Genomic DNA, 13,584 nt, shown 5'->3' on the forward strand with positions numbered 1-13,584 from the left:
CAAGGAGTGCGCCATGAAAGTCTCGATGATCGGTGCGGCCATGGCGCTGCTCCTGCTGATTTGCGACCCCGCCGGCGCGGCGGTGGATGCCCGGCGACTGGAACGCCTGCTGACCCAGGACTGCGGCGCCTGCCATGGCCTGCACCTCACCGGCGGCCTGGGCCCGGCGCTGACACCCCAGGCCCTGGCCGGGCTACACCGCGACACCCTGATTGCCACCGTCACCTATGGCCGCCCTGCCCGCGCGATGCCGGGCTGGGCGCCATTGCTCAGCACCAGCGAAATCGCCTGGCTGGTCGACCGCCTCTTGCAAGGAAGCCCCGCACCATGATGCGTCCCGCGTTGTTATCCATCTGCCTGTTGCTCGGTGCCTGCAGCCAACCACCGTTGCGCGGCAGCGGCGACCTGGGCCTGGTGATCGAACGCGCCAGCGGCAGCGTGCAGGTTATCGAAACCACCGGCATGCGCGAACTGGCGCGCATCGACGGGCTGGGCGATCTGTCCCACGCCTCGGTGGTGTTTTCCCGCGACCAGCGCCACGCTTATGTGTTTGGCCGTGACGGCGGCCTGACCAAAGTCGACCTGCTGCGCCAACGCATTGAAAAACGCATCGTCCAGGGCGGCAACAGCATCGGCGGCGCGATCAGCCAGGATGGGCGCCTGATCGCCGTGTCCAACTATGTGCCCGGCGGGGTCAAGGTGTTCGATGCCGACACCTTGCGGCAAGTCGCGGATATACCCGCAACCCTCCTGGCCGATGGCAAGCGCTCGCGGGTGGTCGGCCTGGTGGACGCGCCTGGCCAGCGCTTCGTGTTCAGCCTGTTCGACAGCGGCGAGATCTGGAGCGCGGATTTCAGCCAGGGGCCCACGCCGACCATCACCCGTTTCACAGGCATTGGCGAGCAACCCTATGACGCCCTGATCACCGCCGACGGCCGTTACTACCTGGCCGGTCTGTTCGGTGAAGACGGCATGGCCCAGCTCGACCTGTGGCACCCCGAACGCGGCATCACCCGCGTGCTGAAGGATTACGGACGCGGCCAGGCCAGGCTGCCGGTGTACAAAATGCCCCATCTGGAAGGCTGGGCCGTGGCCGACAACCAGGCCTTCGTGCCCGCCGTGGGCAGGCATCAGGTGCTGGTGATGGACGCGCGCAACTGGCAGCAGACCGCCGCCATTGCCGTGGCCGGCCAACCGATTTTCGTCACCGCGCGCCCCGATGGGCGCCAGCTGTGGGTCAACTTCGCCTACCCGGACAACGACCGGGTGCAGGTGATCGACAGTGAAACCCACCAGATCGTCGCCGACCTGCGCCCCGGCCCCGGCGTACTGCATATGGAATTCACCGGGCGTGGCGAACAGCTGTGGCTGTCGGTGCGCGACGGCGACGAGGTACAGGTCTGGGACCCGTATCGCCTGACACGGCTCAAGAGCCTGCCGGCCTTGAGCCCCAGTGGCATTTTCTTCAGCAGCCGCGCGCAAAAAACGGGGTATTGAGATGGACCTTGACCTGCTCAGCCGTCGACTGATCGAGCGTTACCAACACGGCATGCCGCTGTGCGCCGAACCGTACCGGGAAATGGCCCAGGTGCTGGGGTGCGATGAAGCCGAGTTGATGAGCTGCCTGCAACGCCTGGAACTGGCCGGCGCGCTCTCGCGCATCGGCCCGGTGTTCGACCACAGCCGCGCCGGCGCCAGCACCCTGGCGGCCCTGGCGGTGCCACTGGAGCGCCTGGAACAGGTGGCGCGGCGCGTCAGCCAGTATCCCGAGGTCAATCACAACTATGCCCGCGAGCATCGCTACAACCTGTGGTTCGTGATCACCGGGCCCCATCGCCAGCACTTGCAACACATCCTCGATGAGCTGGAGAAAGACACCGGCCTCACCCCGCTGGACCTGCCGATGCTCACCGCCTACCGCATCGATCTGGGTTTCTCACTGGGAGAGCATCCGTGATCACACCGTTGAACCACGCGCAGATGCTCGACCTGCGCCAGTGCCTGGAGCGCGGCTTGCCCATCGTCGCGCGCCCCTACGCCGACCTCGCCGAACAGATCGGCGCCCATCACGATCAGGTGCTGCAACAAATGCAGCAATGGCGCGACCAGGGCCTGTTCCGCCGCGTGGGCCTGGTGCTCAACCACCGTGCCCTGGGCTATGTGGCCAATGCCATGCTGGTGCTGGATGTGCCGGATGCGCTGGTCGATGAAGTCGGTGCGCGCCTGGGCCGCGCGCCCGGCGTAAACCTGTGTTACCAGCGCCCCCGGCGCCTGCCGCAGTGGCGCTACAACCTGTTTTGCATGGTTCATGGGCGCGAGCGCGGGGTGGTCGAGGCGCAGATCCACGCCCTGCTGGCCCAGCACTTGCTCAGCGACCTGCCCCACCAACTGCTGTTCAGTACCCGCGCCTTCAAGCAATGCGGCGGGCGATTCGCGCCGCCACCGTCGCAGGTATGGGCCCATGGATGAGTTCGATCGACGCCTGATCAACCGCCTGCAACACGGTTTGCCACTGGTACGCCAGCCATGGCTGCAGGTGGCCGAAGAACTGCAGAGCCCGGTGAGCGAAGTGCTCGACCGCCTGCACGACTTGCTCGAAGACGGCGTGCTCACGCGCTTTGGCCCGATGTTCGACATCGAGCGTCTCGGTGGCGCCTTCACCCTGGCGGCGCTCGCAGTGCCCGAGGCGCGGTTCGAGACACTCGCCGAGCAGCTCAATGCGTTGCCGCAGGTGGCCCACAACTACCGTCGCGAACACCACTGGAATATGTGGTTCGTGCTGGCCTGCGCCAGCGAAACGGAGTTGGCCGCCACCCTGTCCCGCATCGAGGCCCTGACCGGGTTGACGGTGCTCAATCTGCCCAAGGAGCACACCTACCATGTCGGTCTGTATTTCCCGGTCTGACCAGCGCCTGGCCTTGCGCCTGGTCGCGCTCACCCAGAGTGGCCTGCCGTTGGTGGAAGATCCCTGGGCCTGGCTCGCCGAGCAGTTGGGTATCAGCGTCGAATCGACCCTCGACCTGCTCAAGCGCCTGCAAGCCGAAGGCGCGATCCGACGCATCGCCGCCGTGCCCAACCACTACCGCCTGGGCTATCGGCATAATGGCATGACCGTGTGGGACGTGGCCGATATACACGTGCCGCGCCTGGGCGAGTTGCTCGGCGCCCAGCTGTGTGTCAGCCATTGCTACCGCCGGCCACGTCGCCCCGATTGGCCCTACAACCTGTTTGCCATGGTGCATGGGCGCAGCCGCGAGGAAATCGACCGCTACCGCGACCACCTGCGCTTGCTGCTGGGGCCGGCCTGCCGCGCCGACGAGATGCTGGTGAGCAGTCGTATCCTGAAAAAAACCGGCCTGCGCCTGCCCCCCTCACACTAGAAGGAGCGCCCCATGCTGCGGATCAGTCAGTACCTGCGCACCCTGGCCGGGCAATGCCCGCCGCCCCCTGCCTCAGTTCCCGGCAAGCACCGCGCGCCCGTGGTGATCTGGAACCTGCTGCGGCGCTGCAACCTCACATGCAAACACTGTTACGCCACCAGCGCCGACAGTGTGTTCCGCGATGAACTGGACACTGCGACGGCGCTGCGCGTGATCGATGACCTGCACGCGGCCGGCGTGCGGGTGTTGATCCTCTCCGGTGGCGAGCCGCTGTTGCGCGAGGACCTGTTCGAGCTGAGTGCCTATGCCCGCGACAAGGGCTTTTTTGTGGCGCTGTCGACCAACGGCACGCTGATCGATGAACAGAATATCCGCCAGATCGCCGCCGCGCGCTTCGACTACGTGGGCATCAGCATCGACGGCCTGGAAGCGACCCACGATGCGTTCCGCCAGCTGCACGGCAGTTTCCAGCGCTCGATGCACGCCATTGGCCTGTGCCGAGAAGCCGGGATTCGCGTGGGCCTGCGCACCACCCTGACCCAGGCCAACCATGCGCAGTTGCCACAATTGCTGGCGCTGATGCGCCGCTACGACGTGCAAAAGTTTTATCTGTCGCACCTCAACTACAGCGGGCGCGGCAAGCGCAGCCGCCAGCTCGACGCCCACCGGCAGATGAGCCGCGATGCCATGGCGCTGATCTTCCAGCAGGCCTGGAGCGATATTGAACACGGCGTGAACAGCGATTTTGTCAGCGGCAATAACGACGCCGATGCCGTGTTGTTGCTGCAATGGGTGCACCGTCACTTGCCCGAGCATTACCCGCAGCTCGAACAGCTGCTGCATGGCTGGGGCGGCAATGCGTCGGGCAGCGGCATTGCCAATATCGACAACACCGGCGAAGTGCACCCGGACACCTACTGGTGGCAGCACTCGGTGGGCAACGTGCGCAACACCCCCTTCCGCCAACTCTGGCTGGAGCAGCCCGACCCATTGCTGCTGCGCCTGCGCCAACACCCGCGCGACATCGGCGGGCGTTGCAGCGAATGCCGCTGGCTGGCGATCTGCAACGGCAACACGCGCACCCGCGCCTGGGCCGACGGCGACCTGTGGGGCCCGGACCCCGGTTGCCATCTCAGCGACGACGAAATCGCCCGCCAGCCACCCAGCCTGATCCCTTGCTCGACCACCCGGTGACACAACCGGGGGCCGCCACCCTGATGATGAACCAAGGACGTCGCATGCACACTTCAAACGCCCACTCTTCAACTGGCCTGCCGGCCAGTCTGCACAGCCCCTTCCACCCTGGCGAAGTCGCACTGGTGGGCGCCGGGCCCGGTGACCCACGCCTGCTTACCCTGCGCGCCTGGAGCCTGCTGATGCAGGCTGACGCGGTGGTGTTCGACCGCCTGATCAGCGCCGAACTGCTGGCCCTGATCCCACTGACCTGCGCCCGTCATTACGTGGGCAAGGCCAGCGGCTGCCATAGCCTGCCCCAGGATCAGCTCAACGGGCTGCTGGCCGAACTGGCCGACGACGGCCAACGGGTGGTGCGCCTCAAGGGCGGCGACCCGTTTATCTTCGGGCGCGGCGCCGAGGAACTGGAATACCTGCTGGCGCGGGGCATTCCGTGCCAGGTGGTGCCGGGGATCACCGCCGCCTCCGGTTGCAGCGCCTACGCCGGGATCCCGCTGACTCACCGCGACCTGGTCAACTCCTGCCGTTTCGTCACCGGCCACCTGCAACGCGACGGCGCCTTGAAACTGCCCTGGGCCAGCCTGGCCGAGCCGAGCCAGACCCTGGTGTTCTACATGGGCCTGTCGAACCTGGCGCTGATCGCCGAACACCTGGTGGCGGCGGGACTGCCGGCAGACACCCCGGCCGCGCTGATCAGCAATGGCGCCCGCGCCGACCAGCAGGTGGCGCGCGGCACCCTGCGCGAACTGCCGACCCTGGCGGCGGACTGCGCACCTGGCATCCCCACGCTGACGGTGATCGGCCATGTCGTCAGCCTGTTTGCCGGCGTCGCGCTGCACTTCCCGGCCAGCCTGGCGCCGGCCCCTGAAGCGGTGCTGGCATGAAGCGCCTGCTGCTGGTGCCCTGGCTGTGGGCCACGGCCGCCCACGGCACACCCGCCGAGGACTACAACCACTACTGTGCAAGCTGCCACGGCCTCAATCGCATCGGCGCGACGGGGCCGGCGCTGCTCCCGGAAAGCCTGGGGCGAATCAAGCCCGAGGAAGTGCGTAAGGTCATCGAACAAGGGCGCCCCGCCAGCCAGATGGCCGCCTTTGCTCCACAGCTGAGTGCGGCGCAGATCGACGGCCTGGCGACATTTCTGCAACAACCGCCCGACTCGCCGGCAACCTGGGATGAACCGGCGATTCGCGCCAGCCACACCGTGCTGGCCGACCTCAGCCAACTGCCGAGCACGCCCCAGCACCACGCCGACCCGCTCAACCTGTTTGTGGTGGTGGAGTCCGGTGATCATCACATCACTATTCTCGACGGTGACACCTTCAGCGTACTGGACCGTTTCCCCACCCACTTCGCGGTACACGGCGGGCCGAAATTTTCCCCGGATGGGCGCTTTGTGTACTTCGCCTCGCGGGACGGCTGGATCAGCCAGTACGATCTGCACAACCTCAAGTTGATCGCCGAAATCCGCGTGGGCCTCAACACCCGCAACCTGGCGGTGAGCAAGGACGGGCGCTGGGTGCTGGCCGGTAATTACCTGCCGGGCAACCTGGTAGTGCTCGATGCCCGCGACCTGTCGCTGGTCAAGACCCTGCCCACCGGCTCGCGGGTCAGTGCGGTGTACACCGCGCCGCCGCGCAGCAGTTTTATCGTGGCGCTCAAGGACGTGAACGAGGTCTGGGAGCTGTCCTACGCCGACGCCCAGCCCCGTTTCGAACCGCGACGTATCCAGGCCCAGGACGTGCTCGATGACTTTTCGTTCTCCCCGGATTACCGCCAACTGGTAGCCACCTCGCGCAAGGCCGGTGGCGGCCAGGTGATTGACCTGGATTCAGGCGCGGTGGTCACCGATATTCCGTTGGCAGGCATGCCGCACCTGGGCTCCGGCACTTACTGGCAACGCAACGGCCACTGGGTATTTGCCACGCCGAATATCAGCAAGGGGCAGATCTCGGTGATCGACCTCGACACCTGGACGCTGATCAAGCAGATCCCCACCCTCGGGCCGGGCTTTTTCATGCGCAGCCACGTGAACTCGCGCTATGTGTGGAGCGACGTGTTTTTCGGCCCGGACAACGATGCGATTCATCTGATCGACAAGCAGACCCTGGAAATCGCCCATACCCTGCGGCCGATGCCCGGCAAGACGGCAGCCCATGTGGAATTTACCCGCGATGGCCGGTATCTGCTGCTGAGCATCTGGGCCACGGAGGGCGCGCTGATTGTGTACGACAGCCAGACGCTCAAGGAGGTCAAGCGCATCCCCATGAACAAACCGTCGGGCAAATACAACGTGGGCAACAAGGTCGAGTTTGCCGAAGGCACATCACACTGAACGCGGTCAAACCGTGCGGGAAAACTGGCCTTTGTGCGCGCCGCCCAGGTAGGCATCGAAGGCCATGGCCACGCTGCGCACCATCAGTTGGCCCTTGGGCAGCAGTTGCAGCGCATCGGCCTGAACCTGCAATAACCCGTCCGTTACCTGCTCATCCAACTGCAGCAAGGCGTCGGCAAAGTACTCGCTGAAACGAATGCCATGGGCCGCTTCGACCCGAGCGTAATCCACCCGACCGTCGCACATCAGGCCATTGATCACCTCGCGGCGCAGCACGTCATCGGGGTTGAGCCGATAACCGCGCTGCACCGGCAGCATCCCGGCATCGAGGCGCGCGTAGTACTGGGACAACTCCTTGACGCTCTGGCTGTAGCTGTCGCCAACCTTGCCGATGGCCGATACACCCAGGCCGATCAGGTCGCAATCGGCATGGGTGGAGTAGCCCTGGAAGTTACGCTGCAGAGTGCCATTGGCGCGGGCCAAGGCCAGTTCATCCTCGGGCAAGGCGAAGTGGTCCATGCCGATGTAGACGTAACCGGCGTCGGTCAGGCGGCGAATGGTCAGTTCCAGCAGCTCCAGCTTGCGCGCCGGCGGCGGCATGTCTTCGGGGCGGATCATGCGTTGGGCGCGGATCTGGCTCGGCAGGTGCGCATAGCTGTAGGCCGCCACCCGGTCGGGGCGCAGGGCGATCAGCTTGCTCAAGGTCACGTCAAAACTGGCCACGGTCTGCAGCGGCAGGCCGTAGATCAGGTCGACACTCACGGACTTGAAGCGTGCCTCACGCGCGGCCGCCACCAGTTGCAGGATCTGCGCTTCGCTCTGCTGGCGGTTGACCGCCGCCTGCACCTCCGCATCGAAATCCTGCACGCCGAAACTCAGGCGATTGAAGCCCAGCCGCCGCAAGGTGTTGATCCGCTCGACACTGATGGTGCGCGGGTCCACCTCGATGGAAAACTCATGGGCCTCGCTGCTGTCGAGGGTGAAGTTGTCCGCCAGGCACGCCATCAGCTCGGCCAGTTGCGTGTCGTCCAGGTAGGTCGGTGTGCCGCCGCCCAAATGCAATTGGGTCAGGCAGCGGGAGCGCTCGAACAACGCCGCCTGCATCTGGATCTCGCGCTTGAGGTAGGCCACGTATTCCACCGCCCTGTGGGTCTTGCGGGTGATGATCTTGTGGCAACCGCAGTAGTAGCAAAGGCTCTGGCAGAACGGGATATGGATGTACACCGACAACGCCTTCGGCACGGCGACCTGGTGACTGGCGCGCACCGCCTGGTGGTAGTCGTCCAGGGCAAACACGCTGTTGAACTGCGGCGCGGTGGGGTACGACGTGTAGCGCGGCCCCGGACGGTCGTATTTGTGCACCAGGGCACGGTCGAATTCAAATGCTGTCATCTTCGATGACCTCGTCGTTGGCGCTGCCCGGTGGGGCGAGCAAGGCCCGTTCAAACAGCGCACAGATTGCATCCACCCGTGACAGGCCGGCGGGCAGCAGCCAGATAAACGTCGGCGACACCTCGATAAAGCCCTCGCGGTGCAAGGCCTCCAGCACCGGCCAGAGGTGGGCGAAATAGCGCGCAAACGCCAAGCCGTAACGGCGCTCCACCGCCTGGATATTCACCTCCAGGTCACAGGCCAGGCGTTCGGCCACGTGCTGGCGCACCGGGTCCACGGCGTCGCGCCACCCGCCTTGGCAGGTGGCGAGCTGACCGCTGGCCAGCTGTTCGCGGTACTGGCGCGGGTCCATGGTGTTTTGCGCACACAACGTGTCGATCTGGCTGATCGCGCCCAGGCCAAAGCCGATGTGGTCACAGTAACCGTACAGGGTGAAGCCTTCGCAGTTACGGCTCAGGTGCCCGCGCTCCTGGGCTTGCTTGAGATCATCGTCGGCGCGGGCGAACTGGCCCAGGCCAATGTAGTGATAACCGGTCGCCGTCAGGCGCTCGAAGGCACTGCGGCGCATGGCGCTTTTCTCTGCCTGGCCACAGGAGGCTTGGGCTGGCAGGCCCTGATAGCGCGCAGGCGCCTGGGCGTAATCGAACAGTTGCAGGCGGTCGGGTTCGAGGGCGATCAGGCTGGCCAGTTTCAGGTCGAAACTGGCCGGCGTCTGCCAGGCCTGGCCATAGCCGAGGTCGATGTTCACCGAGCGAAAGCCAAAGGTGCGCGCCGCATCGACCAGCGACTCGATAGGCGCCGGGTCCTGGTAGCGCGCCTGGGACAGCGGCTCATCGCCGCCCACGCCTGGCACGCCGATGCTGGCGTGGTTGAACCCGTGGTCGCGCAGCAGGCCCATGGTGGCCCAGTCGGTGTGCCAGGGGTCGAGATCGATGCGGTAGTCGCCACGGTCGCGGTCGAGAAAATTGAAGCGTTCATGCAAGTGCGTCATCAATGGCCCGATGTGCGCAACCGGCGGCGCGACGCCACGCAGATGAAAGCAGTCGACCGGCTGGCGCGGGCCGAGCTGGCAGCCGATCAGCTGGATCTCCTGGGCGAGGTTGTGCAGGTAGTCGGCACCGGCCTCACTTGCCGGCCAGTGCAGGTTCAACGCCAGGGGGCGTTGCCGCTGGCGGCTGTCGCGCAAGGCGCGCAGCAGGTCGAGAGAGCCGACACCGGCATGAAAGCGTCGCGTGTCCGCCCGGCAGGCCAGGTCCAGCACGCCCGTGTCCTGACGAAAGCAAATGGGATGAATGTGGCTGCGCATGACGGGCTCCAGAACGGACGGCGGTGGGCCATTGTCCGGTGCGACCTGACTGCGCACCTTGATATGCGTCAAGGTCGCTACCAGCTCAGGTAAAACATGCCTTTGGCCAGCAGCACAATCGCGACCATGTGCATGAACAGGCTCAGGTGGATGACGCGCACATAGCGTGCACTGACCGTGCCTCGGCGCATCCGCGCCAGGGTCAGCAGGAAATGCACGAGCACGCTGGCCGCGAGGATCAGCTTGAGGCTCAGCAAGGTGCCGAAGGAAGACGCCAACGGCGCGGCCAGCGCCGGCAGGTAACGCAGCCAGACCATGCCCAGCCCCGCGCCGAACAGCACCAGCAATACCCAGGGCATCAGCACCCGGGCACGCCGTCCCACGCCCTGTTCCACCAACACCATCACCCGAAGCGGCAAGTGCCGGTGCAGGTGCCCGAGGATCAGCACCTCGAAAAACACCGTGCCGATAAAGATCAGCGCGGCGAACAGGTGGGCCAATAACAACAGGAGGTAGAGCATGATGGCCTCGCAGAGGGACCGGCCGTGGGGAGCCCAGTGTGCGAGCTGGTGCGCGGGGCGGCCTTGATGCCGATCAAGCGTTGCAAGTACGGCGCTTACCTGCGGCGCACACTGGGCAGGCAAAGTAGTTCGAGATGTTACTGGAAGCCGCGCCGCCCAACCCTTTGTCGGAAAGTGGCGCCTGTTTGCCGTCCACCGAACAGAACGCGCCACCGATGCCGTTGAGCTGCTGGCCCATCATCTGACCATGGCCCAAACCGCACACGAACAGGTTCATCAGCACGCAGCAGTACAGGGGCCAGGCGCTCAGCGAACGGTCCGGGTGGTTCGATTTCAGGGCGGCGACTCTACCGCCCGCGCAGCAAAAAGGTGAGGCGCGGCCTGCCCCTGTGGCAGAACGTCGCAGATTACGTGGGATAGCCAGGGTTGATAGACTTGGCGCCCTCCTCGTTTACTCCTTTTCAAAGCCTGATGTGTAGATCCAGAGCAATGCAGGCGATTCACAGGATGCACAGTTGATGAGTACGTTATTCACCCGCCGCCAGGTCCTGACCGGCATGAGCCTGCTGGGCATGGGCCTGCTGGCCGGTTGTGACAACAGCCCCAAGCTGGACTTCAAGTACGGCAAGGACTTGAGCGACAAGATCATGGGCCGCACCTTCAAGCTCAAGAACACCCAAGGTGAAACCGTCACCCTCAGTTCCTATCGTGGCCTGATGCCGGTGGTGTTCTTCGGCTTCACCCAGTGCCCGGCCGTGTGCCCGACCACCCTGGCCCGCGCCGCCCAGGCCAAGAAGCTGATGGGCCGCGACGGCGAAATCATGCAGGTGATCTTTATCACCCTCGACCCGGAACGCGACACCCCCGAGATTCTCGACCGCTACGTCAAGGCCTTCGACCCCAGCTTCGAAGCGCTGTACGGCACCCCGGAAGAAATCGCCGTGGCCGCCAAGGAATTCGGGATCTTTTATGAAAAGATCCCCGCCGGCGACACCTACACGCTGTCCCACACCGCCACCAGTTTCGTGTTCGACACCCGTGGCAACCTGCGCCTGGGTTTGCAGGCATCCCTTACCGCTAAAGAGTGCGCAGAAGACCTGCTCACCGTCATGGAGGTCTGCTAATGACTGCCGTTCAACACCTCAAACGCTTCACCTTCGGCCTCGCCCTGCTGGGGCTCGCCGCGCATGCCAGCGCCCAGGTACAAGTGACCGATGCGTGGGTTCGTGCCTCGGTGCCGGGCCAGCCGTCCAGCGGCGCGTTCATGACCCTCACCGCCGACAGCGACAGCAAGCTGCTCAGCGTGGCCTCGCCGGTGGCCAAGGACGTGCAGATCCATGAAATGAGCATGAAGGACGACGTGATGCGCATGGGCCCGGTGGACTCGGTCGCCCTGCCCGCCGGCAAGGCCGTCAAGCTCGACCCGAACGGCTACCACGTGATGCTGATGGGCCTGACCGGCCAGATCAAGGAAGGCGACCAGGTGCCGCTGACCCTGACGGTGCAGAATGCCAAGGGCGAGAAGCAGACCGTTGAGGTCAAGGCCAAGGCACGTGGGCTGGATGGCATGGACCACAGCAAGATGCATTGATGCACCGGATTTGCGTGGTTGTGCCTGCGCCCGTGGCGAGCGGGCTTGCCCCGCGTTGGGCTGCGAAGCAGCCCCAATAAGATCATGAAGTTCCTTCAGACAGACCTCGTCGGCAGGTTTCAGGGCTGCTTCGCAGCCCAACGCGGGGCAAGCCCGCTCGCCACAATAAGCTCGCTCGCCACAGCAAACTCGCTCGCCGCGAAGGTCACGCCTCAATCCACGATAAATAGCTTCGCCCCGACACTCGTCGATGAACGATGCCCTTCCATGTCATTGCCCACCTGGTAACTCATCCCGGCCGTCAGCGTGAACTGGCGGCCGTCTTCCAACTCCGTGTGCAACTCGCCTTCCAGGCACAACAACCCATGCCCGCGCTTGCACCTACAGGCAGTCCTGCCCATGAAGATCAACGGTGGGCGCTGTCGAGCCCCGGTGGCAAGCGCATCACTGTCACCCTTGGAACCCATTGAGCCAACAAGCCACATAGAGAGGATTCAACGGTCCACTGATTCCAAGACGAGAGCATCACCATGTCCAATAACATCGCCCAACAACACTACTCCGAACTGAACAGGATCAAGGCTCTTCTGTCGGGTGATAAAACGTACGAAACGGGCGGCGTGGAACATATTCGCCAATCAGATATTGCGCCCTACACAAACACACGGTTTACCCCCAATTACGCGGCTCCGACCTTCGAGGTCGCCCAACAGTCGTCGGGTGAGATCCATGGTGGCTGGCGTGTCAAAAACTATGCCCTTCACGATAAAAAATTTCCGTTTATCAAACTCACGCGCACGCCGTCTAAGGAAGAAGGGCCATCGGTGGGTGACAAGTTCCATATCAGCGTGGAAAAAAAGGATGTTCCCAAGGCTTTTGAAATCATCAGCCGGATCGTCAACTCACCAGAAAGCCCGATCAATAGCTGGAAAACCAGTGATGTAGACCGAATGGATCCACGAGATACGCGGCTCTCATTAGGTGCCCAGTTCACGCTCTACGCCAAACCTGACCGTACTGATGGCACCTATAGCCCCGAGCACATGGGAAAAATGCAGGCATTGGTCAACACCGTTGAGCACGCATTGCAAGCAGAAGGCATTGGCCGCAGCGATCACCCACCGGCCTCCGATGTATCAGCCCCGCAGTGGCGATATACGTCTTATCGCAACGAAAACAGAAGCGACCGAAAGGGTTCGACCGCCCACACCGAGGCCTTGAAGAACGAGCCATTTTTCAAGCTCGTCGCCTCTACCCAATAGATAACGCGGGCACGCCTGTTCATCACAAGAGGCCGTGCCACACTGGGGTGTTTTTATCTATCATGTGGCCTTTCGCTCAACGCTTCAGGACCCGCCATGCCCGCCCTTATCTTGCGCAACGCCCTCCCCGCCGATGCCGAGCGCTGCTTTGACATCGAAACCACCGCCTACGAAGGCGACGAAGCAGCCACCCTGGAAAAGATCGCCACACGCATTGCGCAGTACCCCCAAGGTTTCCTGATCCTGGAAGCCGATAGTGAGGTGGTGGGGTTTATCAACTGTGGCTGCGCCCATGAAGTGGTGATGTCGGACGAGGCGTTCAAGGAATTGGTGGGGCATTCGGCCGAGGCGCCGAATGTGGTGATCATGTCGGTGGTGGTCGACCCGGCGCATCAGGGCAAGGGCTATTCCAAACGGCTGATGACCGAGTTTGTGCAACGCATGCGGGCCTTGGGCAAGCAGACCATTCACCTGATGTGCAAGGAACGGCATGTGCCGTTGTACGCGCGCATGGGCTACACCTATGTACGGCCTTCGCCCTCGGACCATGGCGGCATGGCGTGGCATGAGATGGTGATGGCGCTACAACAATAGGGCGTTCGA

Annotated in this window: 16 protein-coding genes and 2 pseudogenes; 13 read left to right on the plus strand and 5 right to left on the minus strand. The window is 64.0% G+C overall.

What is annotated here, in order from left to right; translation table 11 throughout:
- Window positions 1-13 precede the first annotated feature (13 nt).
- The 9 genes from AB4O05_RS20585 to AB4O05_RS20625 are packed head-to-tail and all read left to right on the plus strand — an operon-like array spanning window position 14 to window position 6,909.
- Window positions 14-331, plus strand: coding sequence for a c-type cytochrome (locus tag AB4O05_RS20585; protein WP_460135638.1), 318 nt, complete (start codon window positions 14-16; stop codon window positions 329-331).
- The gene (locus tag AB4O05_RS20590) at window positions 328-1,497 is read left to right on the plus strand and encodes a cytochrome D1 domain-containing protein (protein WP_460135636.1); all 1,170 of its coding nucleotides are present in this window, start codon (window positions 328-330) and stop codon (window positions 1,495-1,497) included. Before AB4O05_RS20585 ends, AB4O05_RS20590 begins: the two co-directional genes overlap by 4 nt.
- A gap of 1 nt (window position 1,498) precedes the next feature.
- Complete coding sequence (locus tag AB4O05_RS20595; protein WP_460135635.1) at window positions 1,499-1,957, plus strand: Lrp/AsnC family transcriptional regulator; 459 nt, start codon at window positions 1,499-1,501, stop codon at window positions 1,955-1,957.
- Window positions 1,958-1,980: 23 nt separating this feature from the next.
- Window positions 1,981-2,469, plus strand: a complete 489-nt coding sequence (gene ahbB, locus AB4O05_RS20600) for a siroheme decarboxylase subunit beta (protein WP_460137530.1) — start codon at window positions 1,981-1,983, stop codon at window positions 2,467-2,469.
- Window positions 2,462-2,905, plus strand: coding sequence for an Lrp/AsnC family transcriptional regulator (locus AB4O05_RS20605; protein WP_460135633.1), 444 nt, complete (start codon window positions 2,462-2,464; stop codon window positions 2,903-2,905). The genes ahbB (AB4O05_RS20600) and AB4O05_RS20605 overlap by 8 nt, the downstream gene beginning before the upstream one ends.
- On the plus strand, window positions 2,880-3,380 hold the full coding sequence (gene ahbB, locus AB4O05_RS20610) for a siroheme decarboxylase subunit beta (RefSeq protein WP_460135631.1): 501 nt from the start codon (window positions 2,880-2,882) through the stop codon (window positions 3,378-3,380). The genes AB4O05_RS20605 and ahbB (AB4O05_RS20610) overlap by 26 nt, the downstream gene beginning before the upstream one ends.
- 12 nt (window positions 3,381-3,392) lie before the next feature.
- A complete protein-coding gene (gene nirJ / locus AB4O05_RS20615) occupies window positions 3,393-4,574 on the plus strand; it encodes a heme d1 biosynthesis radical SAM protein NirJ (RefSeq protein WP_460135630.1) in 1,182 nt (393 codons plus the stop codon).
- Between the two features lie 44 nt (window positions 4,575-4,618).
- Window positions 4,619-5,458, plus strand: a complete 840-nt coding sequence (cobA, locus tag AB4O05_RS20620; RefSeq protein WP_460135629.1) for a uroporphyrinogen-III C-methyltransferase — start codon at window positions 4,619-4,621, stop codon at window positions 5,456-5,458.
- Entirely contained in the window at window positions 5,455-6,909 is a 1,455-nt protein-coding gene (locus tag AB4O05_RS20625; RefSeq protein WP_460135627.1) for a cytochrome D1 domain-containing protein, read from the plus strand. Before cobA ends, AB4O05_RS20625 begins: the two co-directional genes overlap by 4 nt.
- A 6-nt stretch (window positions 6,910-6,915) precedes the next feature.
- On the opposite strand, the gene hemN is transcribed toward AB4O05_RS20625, so the two are convergent.
- The 4 genes and pseudogenes from hemN to AB4O05_RS20645 all read right to left on the minus strand — a co-directional run.
- Window positions 6,916-8,301, minus strand: a complete 1,386-nt coding sequence (gene hemN / locus AB4O05_RS20630) for an oxygen-independent coproporphyrinogen III oxidase (RefSeq protein WP_460135626.1) — start codon at window positions 8,299-8,301, stop codon at window positions 6,916-6,918.
- A complete protein-coding gene (locus AB4O05_RS20635) occupies window positions 8,288-9,607 on the minus strand; it encodes an oxygen-independent coproporphyrinogen III oxidase (protein ID WP_460135625.1) in 1,320 nt (439 codons plus the stop codon). Before AB4O05_RS20635 ends, hemN begins: the two co-directional genes overlap by 14 nt.
- Before the next feature lie 77 nt (window positions 9,608-9,684).
- Complete coding sequence (locus AB4O05_RS20640) at window positions 9,685-10,128, minus strand: hypothetical protein (RefSeq protein ID WP_460135624.1); 444 nt, start codon at window positions 10,126-10,128, stop codon at window positions 9,685-9,687.
- A gap of 100 nt (window positions 10,129-10,228) precedes the next feature.
- Window positions 10,229-10,465, minus strand: a pseudogene (locus tag AB4O05_RS20645) (DUF2946 family protein); the annotation flags it as partial.
- A 181-nt stretch (window positions 10,466-10,646) separates the two neighbouring features.
- On the opposite strand from AB4O05_RS20645, the gene AB4O05_RS20650 reads away from it, so the two are divergent.
- A complete protein-coding gene (locus AB4O05_RS20650; protein ID WP_460135622.1) occupies window positions 10,647-11,252 on the plus strand; it encodes an SCO family protein in 606 nt (201 codons plus the stop codon).
- Window positions 11,252-11,719 carry a copper chaperone PCu(A)C gene (locus tag AB4O05_RS20655; RefSeq protein WP_460135621.1) on the plus strand — a complete coding sequence of 156 codons (468 nt, stop codon included), beginning with the start codon at window positions 11,252-11,254 and terminating at the stop codon, window positions 11,717-11,719. The genes AB4O05_RS20650 and AB4O05_RS20655 overlap by 1 nt, the downstream gene beginning before the upstream one ends.
- A 212-nt stretch (window positions 11,720-11,931) precedes the next feature.
- On the opposite strand, the pseudogene AB4O05_RS20660 reads toward AB4O05_RS20655, so the two are convergent.
- Window positions 11,932-12,099, minus strand: a pseudogene (locus tag AB4O05_RS20660) (DHCW motif cupin fold protein); the annotation flags it as partial.
- A gap of 150 nt (window positions 12,100-12,249) precedes the next feature.
- On the opposite strand from AB4O05_RS20660, the gene AB4O05_RS20665 reads away from it, so the two are divergent.
- Both AB4O05_RS20665 and AB4O05_RS20670 read left to right on the plus strand, forming a co-directional pair.
- A complete protein-coding gene (locus AB4O05_RS20665) occupies window positions 12,250-12,981 on the plus strand; it encodes a type III effector (protein WP_460135619.1) in 732 nt (243 codons plus the stop codon).
- A 96-nt stretch (window positions 12,982-13,077) separates the two neighbouring features.
- Window positions 13,078-13,575, plus strand: a complete 498-nt coding sequence (locus AB4O05_RS20670) for a GNAT family N-acetyltransferase (RefSeq protein WP_460135618.1) — start codon at window positions 13,078-13,080, stop codon at window positions 13,573-13,575.
- The last annotated feature ends 9 nt before the right edge of the window (window positions 13,576-13,584 follow it).

This window comes from Pseudomonas sp. S1_G07 (assembly GCF_054668565.1).

Coding starts and splice junctions, on each gene's coding strand:
- AB4O05_RS20585 (WP_460135638.1), top strand. CDS start 14: ATGAAAGTCTCGATGATCGGTGCGGCCATGGCGCTGCTCCTGCTGATT.
- AB4O05_RS20590 (WP_460135636.1), top strand. CDS start 328: ATGATGCGTCCCGCGTTGTTATCCATCTGCCTGTTGCTCGGTGCCTGC.
- AB4O05_RS20595 (WP_460135635.1), top strand. CDS start 1,499: ATGGACCTTGACCTGCTCAGCCGTCGACTGATCGAGCGTTACCAACAC.
- ahbB (WP_460137530.1), top strand. CDS start 1,981: ATGCTCGACCTGCGCCAGTGCCTGGAGCGCGGCTTGCCCATCGTCGCG.
- AB4O05_RS20605 (WP_460135633.1), top strand. CDS start 2,462: ATGGATGAGTTCGATCGACGCCTGATCAACCGCCTGCAACACGGTTTG.
- ahbB (WP_460135631.1), top strand. CDS start 2,880: ATGTCGGTCTGTATTTCCCGGTCTGACCAGCGCCTGGCCTTGCGCCTG.
- nirJ (WP_460135630.1), top strand. CDS start 3,393: ATGCTGCGGATCAGTCAGTACCTGCGCACCCTGGCCGGGCAATGCCCG.
- cobA (WP_460135629.1), top strand. CDS start 4,619: ATGCACACTTCAAACGCCCACTCTTCAACTGGCCTGCCGGCCAGTCTG.
- AB4O05_RS20625 (WP_460135627.1), top strand. CDS start 5,455: ATGAAGCGCCTGCTGCTGGTGCCCTGGCTGTGGGCCACGGCCGCCCAC.
- hemN (WP_460135626.1), bottom strand. CDS start 8,301: ATGACAGCATTTGAATTCGACCGTGCCCTGGTGCACAAATACGACCGT.
- AB4O05_RS20635 (WP_460135625.1), bottom strand. CDS start 9,607: ATGCGCAGCCACATTCATCCCATTTGCTTTCGTCAGGACACGGGCGTG.
- AB4O05_RS20640 (WP_460135624.1), bottom strand. CDS start 10,128: ATGCTCTACCTCCTGTTGTTATTGGCCCACCTGTTCGCCGCGCTGATC.
- AB4O05_RS20650 (WP_460135622.1), top strand. CDS start 10,647: ATGAGTACGTTATTCACCCGCCGCCAGGTCCTGACCGGCATGAGCCTG.
- AB4O05_RS20655 (WP_460135621.1), top strand. CDS start 11,252: ATGACTGCCGTTCAACACCTCAAACGCTTCACCTTCGGCCTCGCCCTG.
- AB4O05_RS20665 (WP_460135619.1), top strand. CDS start 12,250: ATGTCCAATAACATCGCCCAACAACACTACTCCGAACTGAACAGGATC.
- AB4O05_RS20670 (WP_460135618.1), top strand. CDS start 13,078: ATGCCCGCCCTTATCTTGCGCAACGCCCTCCCCGCCGATGCCGAGCGC.